This window comes from Occallatibacter riparius (genome assembly GCF_025264625.1).
Taxonomy (GTDB): domain Bacteria; phylum Acidobacteriota; class Terriglobia; order Terriglobales; family Acidobacteriaceae; genus Telmatobacter; species Telmatobacter riparius.
Window position 1 is genome coordinate 258237 of record NZ_CP093313.1, and the last position, 17608, is coordinate 275844.

The window sequence follows — 17608 nt, forward strand, 5'->3', positions numbered from 1 at the left end:
CCGTGCGGTGGCCAACTTCGTCTATCGATGCTGAAGGGGCGAGCATGCAGAGACATGCTAACCGTCTGCGCGGCGCTGACTCTAAGGAATGAGATCGCACGGTCGTCTCGTCCGTTTGGTTGGCTTGTAACTCCCGCAGAGGAGTGAGCAAGGGCTAGACCGGAGGATGCAAGACCCGCATCACCAAATTCCCTAACTTGATGTAGATACAGTGACGGGCCGCTGCACGGTGCCGGGCCGTCTTCTGGAGGTCGGTACGTGCACGCCCCGCGCTCGAAGCCTATCCCTGTCCCCAGGAAGGCCGTCGCTCAAATTTGCGCTTTCATACTTCTGTTGAATCTTCTTGTTCCAGTTCTGCAGGCGAAGGAGCCGAACGGAGCGCTCGATCTCGGCATCATCGTGGTACCCACCATGGCGGATGCGCAAAAGGTGTTAGGGCAGTTGAAGGCCGGTAGCAACTTCGCAGTATTGGCGAAGGAAAAATCGACCGACGCGACTGCAAGCGATGGCGGCTACCTGGGCAAGATGGAAGTGAGCGAGCTTCGCAGGGAATTGCGCGATGCAGTGCAGGGGCATGCGCTGGGAGAGCTTACCGGGATTGTGCACCTGCCCTCGGGCTTCGCGATTCTGAAGGTTCTAGCGGCTCCACCCACGACGGAGGATCTGAATCCCAAGCGGATCTCTTCCCTTCTCTCGACCGGAGCCATTCGCCTGGGCGCGCAGGTCTCGGGCTTCATTGAAGCTGATACGGCGCTGCTGGACTATGCGAAGCCGGCCGATTGGAGCCGCGATGTGGGTACGGTCTGCCAATTGCGTCAGAAATCGCTCACCAATGCGCAGACAAGCCTGGCCGACATACTGAGTTCGCCAGAGGAGATGCGCGCGCACAACTTCGGACCTCTGGAACAAGGGCAGGCGCACAGCGCGCTGGCGCAGTTGTACGAATACGACGCGCAGATGGACAAGGCAATCGCGGAGTGGGATGCAGCCTACGGGTTGGCAGTTACGGAGGCTCCGGGGTACGTTCCGAATCTGCAGGAGAGCCTGGGCGTGTCGTACCTGCATCGTTCGGAGCTGGAAAACGATATCTACGCTGGATCGCGGGATCTGGATATCTTTCCGCCGCTGCATCCGGGCATGAGTTACGAGCACACAGAAGACTCGAAGAAAGCAATCGAATACTTCACAAAGTATCTCGAGCAAACTCCGAATGACCTGGAAGTTCGGTGGCTGCTCAACCTCTCTTACATGACATTGGGCCAGTATCCGGCCGGAGTGCCGGCGCGGTTCCTGATTCCGGAGAGCGATTTTCATTCGTCGGACAGTATTGGCCGTTTTGAGGACGTCGCTCCCGCGGCTGGCCTCAACGTCATGCGCGCGGCGGGCGGCGTGATTACCGATGACTTCGACAACGATGGTCTGCTCGACATCGTGGTGTCGAGCATGGATGTGTGCGACCCCATCCGCTTCTTCCACAACAATGGAAACGGCACATTCACAGACCGCACGGAACAGGCCGGCTTGATGAATCAGCTTGGCGGGCTGAACGTCATACAGGCCGACTACAACAACGACGGCTGCATGGACCTTCTGATCCTGCGCGGCGGGTGGCAGTTTCCGCAGAGAAAGTCGCTGCTTCGCAACAACTGCAACGGGGCCTTCACCGATGTGACCGACGAGAGCGGACTGGGCGCCGCGGAGCTGACGGCAAGCCAGACCGGGGTCTGGGCGGACTTCGACAACGATGGTTACCTCGATCTGTTCGTCGGAAACGAAGGCTCCGGTACGCAACTCTTCCATAACAACGGAAACGGAACCTTCTCACAGATCGGACACGCGGCTGGCATCGATCACACCGCGATGAGCAAAGGCGTGACCGCGGCTGACTACGATCACGACGGATTTGTAGATCTCTATGTATCGAATCAAAACGGGGCCAATGTCCTCTACCACAACAACGGCAACCTGACCTTTACCGATGTGGCCAGGCAGGCGGGCGTGCAGGAACCGGCATTCAGCTTCGCGGCGTGGTTTTTCGATTACGACAACGACGGCTGGCCAGACCTGTGGGTGAACAGCTACGTGGTGTCGATGGACGAGGCGCTGAAGACGTATGTGGGAGGGCCGCGCAATGCGGAGGGGCTCAAGCTGTATCGCAACAAGCATGACGGCACGTTTGAAGAGGTCTCGAAAAAGGTAGGCATGGACAAGGTGTTCATGACGATGGGATCGAACTTTGGCGACGTGGATAACGATGGCTATCTGGATATCTATCTCGGAGTTGGCCAGCCTTCGTACGCTGCCCTGCTGCCGCACGAGCTATTGCGGAACAAGGAAGGCAAGGCGTTTGTCGACATTACCGAATCGTCGGGCACAGGTGAGTTGCACAAGGGCCACGGCATTGCGTTCGCCGATCTGACTCGGCAGGGCCGTGAGGACATTGTGGCTGAGATTGGCGGCGCGGTAGTGGGTGACAAGCACACCATGCGCGTGTTTGCTGCGCCGGCTAATGCGAACGACTGGATCAACCTTCGGCTGTTAGGCGTGAAGACGAATCGCGAAGCGGCGGGCGCTCAGATCCAGGTCACAGTGCGGAACGGCGATGGCGCGCCGCATTCGATTTATCGCACGGTGGGGCAGACGAGTTCGTTCGGCGGCAATCCGCTGGAGCAAAACATTGGATTAGGCCCTCATGCAAAAGACGTGAGCATCGACATCTTCTGGCCTACGAGCGGCACGCATCAGCACTTCACGCACGTGCCTCCGAGGCAGCATCTCGAGATCAAGGAGTTTGCCACTACCTATGCGGAGCTGAAGGAGCACTCGTTCCGGTGGCGACAGGCTCCGGCGACGGCGCTCGCTTCGGCGCAGAAGAACGCCCATTGATCGCGATGTTTTGTCGCAACGAGAGGATCGGCAAGATGCGGAGAATTGGCCTGGGTGTCGCGATATCGGCTCTCCTGATTGCGCAGGCGCGAGCCGCGGATGAACACGCTGTGCAAGGAATCCTGCTGCAAGTGGATGCCGCGAAAAACACAATCGTGGTTTCGTGCGATGCGATTCCGAATTACATGGACGCGATGGAGATGCCGTTCACCGTGCGCGAACCCGATGAGCTAAAGAGGCTGACGCCGGGAACGACTATCCGCTTCACCATGGTGGAAGAGAACGGCCGGGACTATGCCGAGCATGTGAAAACCGTCGCGGTGACCAATTACGAATCCGAGCCGACGACAGCAGGACGGCTCACAATCTTGCATCGAACGCTGAATCCGGCGGCAGCGGCGCGGATTGTTCAAGTGGGAAAGCCTGTACCGGATTTCGCGCTGACGGACCAAGCCGGGCAGACCACTAATCTCTCGCAGTTCAAAGGCAAGGTGGTGGCGCTCACCTTTGGATATGCGCGCTGCCCCAATCCGAATTACTGCTTCCGGCTGTCGAATAATCTCGCGCAGATCAAGCGGCGGTTCCAGTCGGTTGTGGGGCGCGACCTGATGCTGGTAACAATCGTGGTCGATCCGGCGGAGGACAGGGGTAAGGCGCTGGAGGGCTACGCCGACACATGGAGGGCCGATCCCGCAGCGTGGCGGTTTCTCACCGGTTCAGTTGCCGACGTGAAGGCAGCGGCGGAGTTGTTTGGCATGAACTTCTGGAGTGATGAGGGTTTCATGACACACTCGTTCCACACGGTTGTGATCGACCGCGAAGGCAGGCTGGCTGCGAATCTGGAAGGCAATCAGTTTTCAGCAGATCAGTTGGGCGATCTGGTGGAGACGGTGCTAAACCGGCCGGATGGAGAGAACAAGGCAGAGAGGTCGGCGGCTCATCCGTAGGAAATCTAGTTACGGGCCGATCTTTCCAGTGTTGTTGGAAACAGCGCCCCCGTCTACATTGCGCGGAGAGTCAGTGGGTACGTCGAAGAGCTTGATTTGAGAGCCGGACAGCACGGCGAGCTGCGATCCGTTGGATGAGAGCGCATAGCTGGTGCGGCTGGTGACGGGCTCAGTGACGATGACGGAGAGCAGCCGCTTGCCGTCCTCCGCGCGATAGACGCGGACTTCTTCGGATTCGAGATCGGAGCTGTCGAACTCGAAGGCATCGAGATCGCGCGCAGTCTTCACAGACTTGAGCGCGAACCTGTGACCGTTGCCGGCTACTTCAATTCCGAGTTGAAGCGGAGGCACGGTTCCGCGCAGCATCAGCTTGCCGTCAGGACGCAGAACGCGGTACTCCATGCCTCCGGTCCTGTTGGTGCAAGAGGTGAGGAAGAGCAGGTCGGGCGCGAGGCTCGAAAGCCGCGGCGTGCACATCGATTCGAAGCGTGCCAGTGTGGCGGACTTATCTTCCCACGTATTCAGCGCCAAGCGATAGCCGGTGCTCGAATGCGCGAGGATGCGCACCTGGCCTTCATTAAGAAGTGTTGGCGGCATAAGGCCGGTCACGGTGCGGGTCCTGGCAATGACGTTGAAGTCCTGGTCGACGACAGCGATGTCGATGTCTTCTTCGGGTTCCTGGGCCAAATCGTCGCGCAGCTTGGCGTGGAGTTCGGGCGAATGGCGCTCGCGAATCGTGGCGAGCGCGATCAGCTCTCCATTGGGAGAGGGACGAAGAAACGCGAGCGGGCCAGCGAGGGCAAGCGTGCGTTCAGCTTTAAGGCCCGCACCATAGACACGCAGTTCGTCGCCGACGTGAACGAGGATGTGTGCAGGATCGAGCTGCCAGATGTAGCGCTGCCGATCGCGAATCTCCCAGTCGACAACGCGCAGCACGGCGCGGCTGGAGACGTCCATAAGGACCGCGCGGATCTTGCGGCCGCCGATGCGATCAGGGCCGCGCCGCACGAGTCCGCGGGAGTTGAACGTGAACAGGAGCTGATCGCCGCCGAGCCACGCCAGCGCCTGATCGTCGTCGAGCTCCTTCATGGATTTCCGGGTGCGCGGGATATACCCCACCGGGTCAAGCGAGATGGAAGCGGCAGTAAGGCCCTTAAGATTGGCAGCTTCGTCAGGCAAATCGACGCTGCATCCAGGGGGCGCGCATGTGCGCAGCGTGTCTTCCGGGATCGGATCAGGTGCGGGAGCTGGCGGGGCCGGCTGCTTGATGTTTGCTGTGATGAGGGAGGTGCTGGCTCCAGGCTCGGAACGGGGATGCGGGAGAGCAGCGGAATCTGCTGTTGCCGGTACGGTGACAAAGGCCTCCGATGCGGGCATCAGCAACATTTGTGTGAATTCGGGCAGAGACACATCGCCGCGCGCGGAGGAGACTACCGAGCTTTGCTTTGGCCCTTTGCCCACTTCGAGTTTGAGTCGAAGACCGTAGACATCGCCAGGACGGACGTTGGCTTTGGAGGGAAAGTGATGGATGACGCCCGCAAGGTCCACGTTACCGGTGTGCAGCTCTCCTATCCTGACCTGATGGGCGACCACAGCAGCAGGCACCTGGATCTGGATCTCGGGAACCGAGGCGAAGTCAGGCGGCGGCGAAGCCAATGCGACGAGGGCCAACGGAAATGAGCCGATTTCTTTGCCGCCGCACTGCGCTCCGTTGAACGAGATGGCGAGAGTGGAGCCGTCGTGGCCCTTGCGCTCGAGGGCCTCGACCGTTCCTTCGAGGATGGCGCCCTGATGCAGGACGCAGCCGGGTCCGGTCCAGTCGGCCGTGACCCTGGCAAGGATGGTTGCGCCGACGGTCAAATTACGGACATGGGCCTGCTTCAGGAACTCAGCCTGCACGGGCCTATGGCCGGGTGTGGCAGGCGCTTGTGCAAACGCCGTACTGAGGAACAACGCTATCAGGCCGGCTGTAGCCGATCGTAGTTTTGAAACTGCTCTCATTATGCCCGCGATCCCTGGGGATACAGACATTGTGCCATTGCTGAAGATAGAAGGCTACTGCCGGAGTTCCACGACCGTCGCTCCCTGGCCGCCTTCATTCTGCGGGGCTTCGGCGATGGTGGCGACGTGCGGATGGGATTTCAGGAAGTCTCGGACGCCTCGGCGCAGGATGCCGGCGCCGTGTCCGTGAATGACGCGGACGCGCGGAAGGCCAGCAAGGAATGCGCGGTCGAGATACTTCTCCAATTCATCGGTGGCTTCGTCGACGGTGCGACCGATGAGGTTGATCTCCATGCGCATGTCGTCGGAATTGGCCGGGATGACGGAGACGTGCACGCCCTTGGTGCGGCGTGCGGCGGCGAGCGGATCAGCGCGCTCGGCTGTTTGCGGCTGCGCTGACTTGACAACTTCTGCTATATCGTCGCGTTTGACGCGCATCTTGATGGGGCCAAGCGCGACTTCGAAGACATCCTTCTCGACTTCGCGCTGAATGGCAGCGATTTTGCCGCCCATCGACTTGAGGCGGACCTGGTCGCCGGCGGAGATGTGGCGAACGATGTGGGGCTGGGCGTTGGCGTCGCCTTGATCGGCGCCGGTGCGGTGGGCAACAACGGTTTGGTTGAAGCTCTCCTGGAACTCGCGGCGCATGCGGATGATGCGACGTTCCGCTTCTTTCGAGAGCTTCTGCTGCGCGGCGCGGTCTTCAATGGCCTTGACGTTTTCGCGCATCTGGAACTCGAACTCTTTCATGAGCGAGTCGAGTTTCTTCTCGAGATCGCGAACGCGGTTGCGGATTTCGACGTCGCCTTCGCGGTCGAGCCGTGCGCGCTGCTGATTGAGCAGGTACTGCTCGGCTCTCGTTTTTTTCTTGGACTCGTCGAGTTCTGCCAGTTCCGAGTGTAGGCGGTCGAGAAAGCGCGCGATGTCGACTTGCTGCGAGCCGAGACGCTGCCGCGCACCGGCGATGATCTTCGCGTTCAGGCCGAGGCGCTCTGCGGTTGCGATGCCGGCGGATGCACCGGGCACGCCGAGACGAAGCTGGTAATTCGGAACCAGCGTGACTTCGTCGACGCCCGCGGCGGCATTGAGCACGCCCGCAGTGTTGGCTCCGTAAACCTTGAGGGAGGTGTGATGCGTGGAGATGAGCGACCACGCGCCGGCGTCGAGGAAGAACTGAGCGACCGCGACAGCGAGAGCGGAGCCTTCTTCCGGGTCGGTGGCGGAGCCGAGTTCGTCGAGCAGAACGAGTGAGTTCTGGTCAGCGAGGCGCGCGAGGCGGTCGAGGTTGGTGATGTGCGCGGAGAAGGTCGACAGCGCCTCTTCGATGGATTGAGCGTCGCCGATGTCGGCTAGGAAGGCGTCGAAGATGGGGAAACTTGCCGCGCCTGCGGGCACGGGGATGCCCGCCTGCGCCATCATGCTGAGCAGAGCAACGGTTTTGAGGGTGACGGTTTTGCCACCAGTGTTGGGTCCGCTGATGATGAGCTGGCGATGCTCGCGTGTGAGCTCGAGCGTGAGCGGCACGACGGCGGTGTTCTGCTTCGCGCCCTGGGCTCGGAGGCGCTTTTCAAGTAGCGGATGCCGTGCGCCCTCAATGTGAAGGCGATCAGCGCTGATCGTCGGGGCAGCGCAGTCGTAGTTCCGCGCAAAGCGCGCGCGAGCCTGAAGGCTATCGACTAGTGCGAGGACGCGCGCGCCGTCGACCAGAGCCGTTGCATATCCGCCGACCTGGCGCGTAAGCGCGACGAAGATGCGGTGGATTTCGGCCTGCTCCTCTTCAAGAAGGCGGACGAGTTCGTTGTTCTGTTCGATGGTTTCGAGCGGCTCCACGTAGACGGTTTGGCCCGATGAACTGGCGCCGTGGACAACACCGGAGACGCGGCGCTTGAGTTCGCTGCGAACGGGAATGACGAAGCGATCGCCACGAATGGTGATCAATTCATCCTGCGTGGCTCCTTCGCCGGAGAGGCGGCGGAGCGCCGAGCGAAGGCTCTCCTCAATGACGCGCTGCTGGCGCTCCTGTTCGCGGCGAATGCGGTGCAGCTCGGGCGATGCGTCGTCGGCCAGCGAGCCGTCGGGGAGGATCTTACGCTCGATGGATTCGGCTAGTGGACGAAGCGAGATCGTCAATGTCGCAGAAAGCTCGGAGAGCCCGGGAAGCTTGCCGGCCAGTCGCGCCGATGGCTCGCGCAGAAGCGACTGCCACGCGGCGATGTCGTGAGCGATGCGCGCGATGGATTGCAACTCGGCAGCTTCCAGGGCCGCCTCGGGAATCTGGGCCTTGGCGGCGAGCTGCGTGGGATCGAAGAGGCCGCCGAGCGGGATTGAGACCTGCTCCTCAAGCAGGAGCCGGACCTCGCCGGTGAGCTGGTGCTGGCGGGTGATCCAACCTTCATCCGTCGAAGGCTGCAGGTCGACGATGGCGACACGGCCCACGGGCGATGATGCGAAGGTGGAGACCAGCGCGAGCAGAGGCTCCCACTCGAGGGCGTGGCGATCGGCGTGGGCGACAGGAGACGGGATGGGATCGAGCAACGGCATGACTGCTTCTCTTTTATGGTGACACGAGACAGGCAGGGATCAGGGATCAGCCGTCTTAGATCAGCGCATGGTCACGGATTCGCGGCGGGATTCCAATCGCGGCGGCGCGGAGAGATGGCTCGCGCTCAGGACCTCCTGCAGGACGTCTTCAATCGCATCTACGGCGGAACGTACTGAATCCGTGGCTTCAGGGTTGGCATGGTAGGTCACGCACTCAATGGCCTGAAGCGAGTTGCGGATGCGGTCGTTCATCCAGCGGATCGTCTCGAAGCGGTGGACAATCTCCAGGCGGCGTCGGCGGATGGAGATCTGCCAGCGGAACGCCACAGCGCACGTGATCGCGCCCGCCAGAAAGCTGCCGACGATGCGGACCGGTCCGCTGTCGTGGAGCCAATCGTCATAGATGAGCCACTGAAAGAAAATGGCCAGGCCAAACACGGTGAGCCCTGAGGCGAAGGACACAATCCAGATAGCGGATCGCGAGAGGATAGCTCGGGTCAGGGGAAGACCAGATTTAGGACTCATGCCGGTGTGCTCAAGGTAGCGAGGAAATCTAGCGGTACGCCTATTAGGACTGGGCAAGCGCGATTTTCGTTAGGGAGCTGGGCGGCAATCAGCGGTCGGGGACGAGCGAGCGAGGACGGTAGTATTTGCGCGATGCTAGGCAAATTTACCTCTGGAAGAGCTGGGCACGCGACCGCCGCCAAGCCGAAATGCGGGCGTCGGCCTCTCCCGGCGACCTGCTGGCGGGTGCGTGGCTATCGTCCTAAAATCAGCGGCTTACGCGCAAATCGAGGAGCTGCCAGAGCAGAGTAGCTCCTGATTTGCACCGCAAAGCAGCCCTTTTGGCCAGTTCGGTCATCGAAGTGCATCCAATTTAGCGTAAGCATCTTTCGATTCACCTAAATGACGAGGCACGAAAATATGAAGCACGCAGGTTCGATGTTGCGCTGGGGCGGTGCGCCCGTTCTGGCTTTGGTGGTTTTGGCGCTCTCGGTTGGATCAGCTCTGACAGGCTGCCGTTCGCAGCAGGAAAAGGCTCTCGACGAAGCAAAGAAGCAGGCTGCTGCAAGCGGCCAGCCACAGCAGGTGGTTTCAGTCGATAAGGACGGCACCACCACAACCACCGTGATACAACCGGCGGCGCAGGGACAGACCCAGCCAACCATTACAACAACAATGGCGCCCGCACCAGCTGGGCAGCCGAAGCCCGCACCCATGGCTCCGAAGGTATCGCCTGTGGCGTATCAGTCGGATCCGGCGCAGCAACTGGCCGACGACATCGACCAGTCACAGCAGCAGAAGCCCTCAGCGGGACAGGCTGCCGGTCAGCCTGCCGGGCAGCAGGCTCAGTACGCGGGGCAGCCCACGCAGCAGCAGGCAGCACCCGCACCGGTGACGATTCCAGCCGGGACTTCGTTGGCGATCCGGATGGATCAGGCCATCAGCGTGAAAACTGCGCGTCCGGGCGATCGGTTCACGGGCGAGGTGGTGAATCCGGTGGCGGATGGATACGGCAATATCATCGTTCCCAAGCTCACGCGGGTGAACGGCGTGGTAGATGCAGCGCACAAGCGCGGACATTTCAAAGGCGCGTCAGTGCTGGAACTGCGGCTGACCTCGATGAACTTGGACGGACATGAAATGGCGATTGAGACGCGTGACTTTGCCCAGAGCAAAAAGGGCAAGGGCAAGCGGAGCGCTGCGATGATCGGCGGCGGCACAGGGCTGGGCATGTTGATTGGCGGCGTGGCGACCGGCGGAGCGGGCCTGCTGTGGGGCGGCCTGGCGGGCGCAGGCGCCGGAACCGCAGCCGCAGGGCTTACAGGCAATCGCGACCTGGTGATTCCTGCCGAAACGGTCGTGCATTTCAAACTCTCGCAGGATGTAGTGGTGCAAAAGTAAAAAGACGGCTTCACCTTCTCTGCCTTTAACAGCCGGCTCTCCCTTGTGGGGGCCGGCTTTTTTCGTTGTGCAAGCAATCCTGCAACGCGGTGAACTTCGTGATATCGTTTCGGGCAACTATCCTGTCGCTGCTTGAGAGGCACTGATTATGGAAGAGCACCGGGCGCGGTCTGTTGCGGAGCTGGTTAGAAAGGCATGTGAGATCCGGGATAACTGGATTGAAGGACCGAATTACTTCGATCCATGGTTTCGCGGACAAGCGAAGGCGAGCTGGCGTCTGGAGCCGAAGATCTTCCGGCTCGACCTGCTTGCCGTAGAGGATGAGATCCGATCGGAGTTCGAGCGGCGCGCTTCGCAGTACTCGTTAGAGCCCGTGCCGAAAGATGACTGGGGCTGGCTCTTCCTGATGCAGCATTATGGTGCGCCGACAAGGCTCCTGGACTGGACAGATTCAGCGCTGGTTGCTCTGTTCTTCGCGCTTAACTCGGATGAGTTATACCCGAAGGACTGCGAAGATGCGGTTGTGTGGATGCTGGATCCGTGGTGGCTGAACAAGCGCGTGCTCGGATCTGACTCCATTCTGCTGAAGAACTTCCGCGGATCGCATGAGTATCTCGCGTCGCCCTACACCAACATCAACGACTTGCGCGATACCGAGATCAAACGCACCTTGCCGGTAGCCATCGACCCGCCGTTTCTCGCGCGGCGGCTTGCGGTACAGAGAAGTCACTTCACTGTTTTCGGCTCTGAGGGCGATGCTCTGGAGAGTCTCTCGAAGGAAGACGACGCGCGCATGGTGAAGATCAAACTCCCGAAAGAGTGTCTTCCGCAAATGCGAGCCGACCTGCTGACCGCAGGTATTTCGGATACCACGATCTATCCCGATCTCCACGGTCTGGCGACTGAGTTGACTCGCTATCACATCGGCACGTGGCCACCGACTCCGGTGGAGGGATGCTGACGAATGACGCCGGAAGCGGTTCAAGCGCACACTTCGCGCTGAGCTGCCGACTCAGTCGGGAGATGAGCCGCTCCACACGAGATAAGACCGCGCTGAATCACTTGACGCGGCGGAGTGCGCCAAGTGCGGGTACACTCGGGTCTCTGAGGCCGCTCTTCCCTGCTGCCCTGTGGCGGCATCCGGCCTAATACCGATTTCAAAGAGGCTTTATGAGTGCGACCACGATGGCTGTGCCGATGCACAGGAGCGGATTGCTGGCGCCGATTCTGATTGGCGGGCTGATTGCCGGGACGTTCGATCAGATCAGCGCATTTGTGACGATGGGACTGCAAGTTCCGCGCGTGGTGGCAGCGGGCCTGGTAGGGACATGGGCCATCAAAAGCACCAGTGCGTGGGTGTGGGTGCTGGGGTTGGTGCTGCATTTCGTTGTGGCGTTCGGCGCGGCGACTGTCTACTGCATGGCGAGCCGCAGGCTGACGTTCCTCAAAGAGCACTTTGTGGTGTGCGGCATGTTCTTCGGCATCGCGGTGTTCCTGGTCATGTACCTGGTGGTAATGCCGCTGTGCGCGTTCCACTACGTAGGGCCGTATACGCTGCGCACCCTGATTCAGGGAATCCTGGTGCACATGGTGCTGATCGGCCTTCCGATTGGGATGAGCCTGCGGTGGTTCGGGGAATAAGGCAGGGAACAAGCAACGCGGATCAGTGAACAAAGGGCCGAACTCGGGCGAATCGCTGTTTGCGAGAAAAGATGATGAATGAGTTGGCTTCGAAGGCCCGGGTCTCCAACGGTGGGAGACCTGGGGCGCCCGGCGCAAGGAACCTCAGTAGGGCGCGACGAAGACCTGATACCCCTTCACATAGACGACGTTGGATCCGGCGACCGCGCCAACAGCAGTGGTAAAGTCTGGGCCATTCACAGGTGGCGCGGTCCAGACTTTGGCTCCTGTTGCAAGGGAATATATGGCGTTGGTTCCCGCGTCGTAGACCAGACCGTTCGAGGTGAAGTATGGATTACGCATTGGAGGAAACGAGGTGCCGCCAGGGATGACGGACAGCACGTTACCTGCGGGATCGTAGATGCTGCTTCCGGTGTAGGTGAAGTATGAGTTGCCAGTTGGCATGTAGTTTGCAGCCAGAAGGTGTGTGTCGTCGATCCATCCTTCAGGGAAAGCTGGAATCGCCCCTTGCAGAGTATCGTTGCTCCAGAGGGTGGCACTCGGTGCGGCGGTATAGTCCGAGGTGACAATCCCCGGGTAGGAGCCGCTAGCGGCTGCAAAGTTCGGTCCATCAGGCGAAAGCACAATCGGGCCTTGTGTGCCGGTATCGGACCAGATGATCGGAGAGCCGCTGGATGGCGTGACCTGGCGTGAGGGCGTAATCGGCCCCAACACTTGTCCGAGGGTCTGGCCGGATCCGGAGAGACTGTATCCCACCAGGAACGGGGTATTGTTGGAATTGAACGTGTAAGGGAAGGTCTGAATGATCGATTGCGATGGGAGGGAGTAAAGGTTCAGGGTTCGGTCAGTGTAATACTGGTTCCCGAAAGCAAAGGCGCTTGCGGCCAGAACGCTGCCGTCAGAGGAGAGTTGAACATTACCGCTCCAAAAGTCGATTGCCCCCTGCTGCGTATCGCCGGCGGAATTGAAGAGCAGGATCTTTCCAATCGAGGTGGCAACGGCGATATGGCTGGAGGATCCAGCGATGCTGGTGATCTGACCATAGCCAAAATACCTGGGCGTGGTGGCGATGGAAGCGCCGTCAAGGAGGAGGCCCCACCCGCCTGCGACGATCCACTGACCGTTGGGATTGGCTCCAAACGATGTCAAATATAGCATCTGATCCGGCAATGTGTAGTCCGTCGCGGAAGGACTTGCACCGGAGAGGTCAATCAATTTCATCTCGGGAGGTCCGTACTCCAGTGCGGCCAGATAGGATCCCATCGGAATAATGCTGGAGTAACCGAAGGAGTAAGTGGCGACCGGCGTAGCATTACCGATGGCGTAGACCGAGAGACCCGTTACCGTGGTGGACACGCCGTTTGTTATTGAGATCCAGTTTCCCTGGCCGATGAGTTGCTGGGTGAGTGGATCGTATGGCGACGGAAGGTTCATGAGACTCTGCTGGACAACGGCATTGCTGTAGACCCACACAGTGGCGCCGAGATTCGTGAGGAACCTCTGGCCATCGAGGAACCACGAGGTGAAGGTCCCGTTGAAGGGCGCGCTGACGGTGGAAGCGCCGCTGGGGACGGAATCGGTCTCGATGACGTTCTGGCCGGCCGGGCCGAGGGCGACTTGAAGCCGACCCGGCATGGCCGAAACGTTGGCCAACGTGTAATTTCCCGGGAGTGTGAATTCCTCCGATCCCGTGCTTGACCAAACCGTGAGCCCTGTAGTTGAGCCACTGCAGATATAACTTCCGTCTGTGGCCAGTTTGACCCAAGTCGCGCCCCCGATGTTAATGCTGGCTATTAGCTGCCCGGTGCTGGCCGAATAGACACTGAGCACGCCGTTCATCGGTTTGTCCGATGTCTGGACCACTGCAACCTCGCCGGCCATGTCGCTCTGGAATACGAACATGCCTGGTCCTGGGTCGAATTGACGCTGACCTGCTGCAACCACCTCCCCTGTTCCGTAGTTCCAAAGAATCCACATCGCTCCGTCGTCGGTGAGAACGCGATCGGTGGTGACGTGAATAGCAGTAACGCCTCCCTGATGTCCGGCAGTGAGAATGGAATGCGCGGGGCTGCCGACGACGATGGAAAGGGTGGCGGTGGTGGAACCGGTGGAGTTGGAGGCGGTGACTGTGTAGCTGGCTTTTGAACTGAGCACCGTGGGAGTTCCGGAGATGACGCCGGAGGACGAGTTGATGGTAAGTCCGGCAGGCAAAGCGGGGCTGATTGAATAACTGCTGGCAGTTCCGGTGACCGTGGGGGTGTCGGGCGTGATGGCGGCGCCTACGAAGGCCGTGATGTCTGTTTGCGAATAGACCAGTTTGGACGGAGCCGGGATGAGCACCGTTATAGAGAGAGTGGCGGTGGCGGAGCCGGTGGAGTTGGAGGCGGTGACGGTGTAGCTGGTCTTCGGGCTGGCTGCCGTCGGGGTTCCCGAGATGGCGCCCGTAGAGGCGCTGATGGCGAGGCCGGCAGGCAATGTGGGCGAAATGGAATAGCTGCTGACAGTTCCGGTGACCGTGGGGGTATCGGGTGTGATGGCCGTGCCGACGGTGCCGGAGATCGCGGTCTGCGGATAAACAAGATTCGAAGGCGCAGGGATGAGCACCGCGATGGAGATGGAAGCCGTAGTAGAGCCGCTGGAGTTGCTCGCCGTGACTGTGTAGGTAGTTTGGGCGCTGGTTGCCGTCGGGGTTCCCGAGATGGCGCCGGTAGAGGCGCTGATGGCGAGGCCGGCAGGCAATGTGGGCGAAACGGAATAGCTGCTGACGGTTCCGGTGACCGTGGGGGTGTCGGGTGTGATGGCCGCGCCGACGGTGGCGGAGATCGCGGTATGCGGGTAAACCAGGTTCGAAGGTGCCGAAGGAGGGGGTGGCGGAGCCGTAGAGCTTCCGCCTCCGCATCCGGCAATGATAACCAACAGCGCGAGCAGCGCAAATCCGGCCGTGGCCAACGCCCCGGGGGAAATAAAGGACGCCTGGTCGAAAAACTGCCGCGCCGGCGATCGAAAACAGCCTTTCGAAACCATATCTTCCCTCCGGGTCTCTAAGGGCCCATTTATATGCGCTAAGGCGGCTCGCAAACAGGGGGAAGCGGCCAACCGGACTGCGAAACCCTCTAAATGCCAATGCAGGAGAGACCACCGACGATGTTAGCACGCTCACTGAACGGCATATTCAGAGCAGCTGTGGGACCAAAAGAAGTATTCTAGCGGCGGAAAACGCGCTTGCCTCATGCCGGTCCTCTCTCTAGAATCGGCGGCAATGAAACTCTACATGCGGCAGGAGTACAGGGCGACGCGCAAGGAGCCGTTCGGCGCGATGCTGCGCCGCATTTACGAAGGGCTGAGCCAGGGCGGAGTGCCGGTGCTCTACCGGTTCACATTTGCCGATCACCTGGTGCCCGGCATGGTGTCTTCCGTGGCGCGCGCAGTGAAGAAGTTTCCGCATCTCGCGCCGCTGGTGACCACGGAACCTGTTGCGCCACGACTCAAGGAGAAGCTTCCTGAAAGGACCGGGCCGCCCGCAATCATCGGAGATGCGACCACGCTGGAGTTCCCGCAGCTTGCGGAACTGGCTGACGGGCTGCCGCGATCGCTGCCGTTTCGCGTAGCGGACGTGCGCTTCTACACAGATCACTTCGGCAAGGCGCCTGCCCGGGTGATGGCGGGAACATCCACGGCTGACGCTCTGCTGCACGGGCACTTCAACACCGGCATGCGGGCCAGCGATTCGTGGTGGGTGAACGGACGCGATCGTCATTTGGGCGCGGCCTATGTTGTGGATGTGCCGGAGGGCAGCCGCAATGCGCCGTTGCCCGGCGGCGCGCTGGGCGCGTTTCTGACAACGCTGGGTAAGCCGCGAACGGCCGCGCAGTTTCCGATTACGGAGAGCGAGGAAGGCGAAAAGGTCGTCGTCAAAGGCAAGGCGGAGGCGCCGCCGGAGCTGGTCGCGCTGGCAGCACGCCTGCGGGAGCGAATGCCCGAACTGATTGCCGGCGCGCGGATGCCGCATGTGATCGAGTCGGCCCGCGCGGAGCACGCGCAGAGTCCGCTGAAGCCGGCGCTCGAAAAGCACTTCAAGCCGATGGGCTATGCGTGCAAAGGTGGATCAGGGATCTTCACGCTGCGCCGGCGCACCGCCGGGAATCACGTTGTGGAGGTGAATCTGGATGTTGGCACGTGGAGCCGCAGCCTGACGGGGCACTTCCACGTGTATATGCCGGACTTCCAGCTTCGGCTGCCGATGCCTGCGTCGGCTGAGCTGCACGCGCGCCAGTGCGACGTTGGAGATGCGGAGCGCTGGGAAAAGCTGGTGGAGAACATGGCCGCGTTTACGGCGCATCTCGATCGCGAAGTTGTGCCCGAGGTGGAGAAGGTAGCCGGCCCGGCGCCGTCGTGGTTTGAGGCGCCGGAGATGCGGTGACGCGGATTGCGTCGGTTTTGTTGTATGCGGCAAGGCTAATTGAGATCAGGGGCTTGGCCGGATGTTCCAAAGCCTCCGAACGCGGAGGCCCGGGGTAGCCGGTTTCCAGCATCGTTAGCCTTGAAATGCTGCGCTAACCAATCTAATCTCCTGAGATAACAAGCTCACCCAGTTGACCGGCATCATTCATCAATCTTCCCGGAGCTGCGTTCGATTCTTCGAGAGGAGAGGCAGACTATGAAGCGATTGTTGATATTGGTTGCCGCAGCGGTTCTGACCCATCCATTTGGAACTGCCCAGTCAAAGAAGACCGTAAGCTGCAAAGTCCAGGGTTTTGCAGCAAAAAACCATCGCGCCATGGGACCTCACAAGGCACCTACCGATGGGTCGTGCAAGGTTCATCAGAAAAACGGATTCCCGATGCCCGACCCCGGTTGCACACCAGGCGCGATCAATCCAACCGTAACGTTGGATGTGCTGAAGTCCTCGAATTTTGCGACCGGCTGCATTCGCAATAAAGTCGAATCCGAGGACGCCAAAGGTGCGGCCTATGCATGGTATGCCTTGCTGGCTCCATCCCACAACAAGGGCGCTACTCAGACTTGCGAACTCGACCATCTGGTGCCTCTGGAGCTAGGAGGCGGCGACTCGATGGATAACATCTGGGCGCAATGCGGTCCCAGCGGCGTAGTTCTGAAAGAGCGCTATTTCAAACAAAAGGACGAGGTCGAAAGATACCTTGCGGGCCAGGTGAAGGCGGGAGCTATGGACCTCAAGACCGCGCAACGAGCCATCGCCAAGGACTACACCCAGTTTATTGAGGCCGCAAAGCATCACTGACGTGTGGTGGTCGTTGCGAGTGAAGGAAGGGCGGAGGATAGCCACGTACGAGAGGCGGACAGGAACAAAGGACGCGAGCCATTCACCTCCGCCGTTCTGTGGAGAAAATATGCGAACTTCTGTCGAGAAATGACGCCAGTACTCATGGGAGAATTGCCAATTGATGGGTCCGAGCAGGAAACACACCGTCGGAGAGATTCTCTTCGCCACATTATTCGGCATGATAGCGGCCATATTCGGAGCCGTAGCAGCATTCATCGGAGCAATTATGGCGGGCCCGTTGGTGTTCAAGAGCGATGAAGCTGCCGCTTGGTCCGGGATATCTCTCGGGTTCCCCGCCGCCACGATCTGCGCGATCGCGGCTTTCATTCTGACCTGTCGCTGGGTTTTGCGCTACGGAGAGACGAAGAAGACTGGCCACGATTAA

Annotated in this window: 12 protein-coding genes; 8 read left to right on the forward strand and 4 right to left on the reverse strand. The window is 60.4% G+C overall.

Annotation, left to right across the window (positions count from 1 at the left end; genetic code table 11):
• Positions 1–333 precede the first annotated feature (333 nt).
• Positions 334–2886 carry an FG-GAP-like repeat-containing protein gene (locus tag MOP44_RS00960; protein ID WP_260794024.1) on the forward strand — a complete coding sequence of 851 codons (2553 nt, stop codon included), beginning with the start codon at positions 334–336 and terminating at the stop codon, positions 2884–2886.
• Positions 2887–2921: 35 nt separating this feature from the next.
• Positions 2922–3833, forward strand: a complete 912-nt coding sequence (locus MOP44_RS00965; protein ID WP_260794025.1) for an SCO family protein — start codon at positions 2922–2924, stop codon at positions 3831–3833.
• Positions 3834–3842: 9 nt separating this feature from the next.
• On the opposite strand, the gene MOP44_RS00970 is transcribed toward MOP44_RS00965, so the two are convergent.
• The 3 genes from MOP44_RS00970 to MOP44_RS00980 all read right to left on the reverse strand — a co-directional run bounded on the left by MOP44_RS00970 (position 3843) and on the right by MOP44_RS00980 (position 8837).
• Positions 3843–5732, reverse strand: a complete 1890-nt coding sequence (locus MOP44_RS00970) for a hypothetical protein (protein ID WP_260794026.1) — start codon at positions 5730–5732, stop codon at positions 3843–3845.
• A gap of 156 nt (positions 5733–5888) precedes the next feature.
• Complete coding sequence (locus tag MOP44_RS00975; protein WP_260794027.1) at positions 5889–8375, reverse strand: endonuclease MutS2; 2487 nt, start codon at positions 8373–8375, stop codon at positions 5889–5891.
• 60 nt (positions 8376–8435) lie between these two features.
• Positions 8436–8837 (reverse strand): hypothetical protein, encoded by a 402-nt coding sequence (locus MOP44_RS00980; RefSeq protein WP_260794028.1) that lies wholly within the window; start codon positions 8835–8837, stop codon positions 8436–8438.
• A 462-nt stretch (positions 8838–9299) separates the two neighbouring features.
• On the opposite strand from MOP44_RS00980, the gene MOP44_RS00985 reads away from it, so the two are divergent.
• From MOP44_RS00985 to MOP44_RS00995, 3 genes are all read left to right on the forward strand, one after another.
• A complete protein-coding gene (locus tag MOP44_RS00985) occupies positions 9300–10280 on the forward strand; it encodes a hypothetical protein (protein WP_260794029.1) in 981 nt (326 codons plus the stop codon).
• Positions 10281–10428: 148 nt separating this feature from the next.
• On the forward strand, positions 10429–11241 hold the full coding sequence (locus MOP44_RS00990) for an FRG domain-containing protein (protein WP_260794030.1): 813 nt from the start codon (positions 10429–10431) through the stop codon (positions 11239–11241).
• Positions 11242–11450: 209 nt separating this feature from the next.
• Complete coding sequence (locus MOP44_RS00995; protein WP_260794031.1) at positions 11451–11921, forward strand: hypothetical protein; 471 nt, start codon at positions 11451–11453, stop codon at positions 11919–11921.
• A 144-nt stretch (positions 11922–12065) separates the two neighbouring features.
• Here the strand turns inward: MOP44_RS00995 and MOP44_RS01000 are convergent, their stop codons facing one another.
• Positions 12066–14945: a putative Ig domain-containing protein gene (locus MOP44_RS01000; RefSeq protein WP_260794032.1), complete on the reverse strand. Its 2880-nt coding sequence runs from the start codon at positions 14943–14945 to the stop codon at positions 12066–12068.
• A gap of 235 nt (positions 14946–15180) precedes the next feature.
• On the opposite strand from MOP44_RS01000, the gene MOP44_RS01005 reads away from it, so the two are divergent.
• The 3 genes from MOP44_RS01005 (at position 15181) to MOP44_RS01015 (ending at position 17608) form a co-directional block, all read left to right on the forward strand.
• Positions 15181–16341: a hypothetical protein gene (locus MOP44_RS01005; protein ID WP_260794033.1), complete on the forward strand. Its 1161-nt coding sequence runs from the start codon at positions 15181–15183 to the stop codon at positions 16339–16341.
• A 237-nt stretch (positions 16342–16578) separates the two neighbouring features.
• Positions 16579–17181, forward strand: a complete 603-nt coding sequence (locus MOP44_RS01010; protein ID WP_260794034.1) for a hypothetical protein — start codon at positions 16579–16581, stop codon at positions 17179–17181.
• Positions 17182–17449: 268 nt separating this feature from the next.
• On the forward strand, positions 17450–17608 hold the full coding sequence (locus tag MOP44_RS01015; protein ID WP_260794035.1) for a hypothetical protein: 159 nt from the start codon (positions 17450–17452) through the stop codon (positions 17606–17608).

Bases quoted from the DNA above. Each gene is read 5' to 3' on its own strand.
- MOP44_RS00965 (WP_260794025.1), top strand. From the start codon at position 2,922: ATGCGGAGAATTGGCCTGGGTGTCGCGATATCGGCTCTCCTGATTGCG.
- MOP44_RS00975 (WP_260794027.1), bottom strand. From the start codon at position 8,375: ATGCCGTTGCTCGATCCCATCCCGTCTCCTGTCGCCCACGCCGATCGC.
- MOP44_RS00985 (WP_260794029.1), top strand. From the start codon at position 9,300: ATGAAGCACGCAGGTTCGATGTTGCGCTGGGGCGGTGCGCCCGTTCTG.
- MOP44_RS00990 (WP_260794030.1), top strand. From the start codon at position 10,429: ATGGAAGAGCACCGGGCGCGGTCTGTTGCGGAGCTGGTTAGAAAGGCA.
- MOP44_RS00995 (WP_260794031.1), top strand. From the start codon at position 11,451: ATGAGTGCGACCACGATGGCTGTGCCGATGCACAGGAGCGGATTGCTG.
- MOP44_RS01000 (WP_260794032.1), bottom strand. From the start codon at position 14,945: ATGGTTTCGAAAGGCTGTTTTCGATCGCCGGCGCGGCAGTTTTTCGAC.
- MOP44_RS01005 (WP_260794033.1), top strand. From the start codon at position 15,181: ATGAAACTCTACATGCGGCAGGAGTACAGGGCGACGCGCAAGGAGCCG.
- MOP44_RS01010 (WP_260794034.1), top strand. From the start codon at position 16,579: ATGAAGCGATTGTTGATATTGGTTGCCGCAGCGGTTCTGACCCATCCA.
- MOP44_RS01015 (WP_260794035.1), top strand. From the start codon at position 17,450: ATGGCGGGCCCGTTGGTGTTCAAGAGCGATGAAGCTGCCGCTTGGTCC.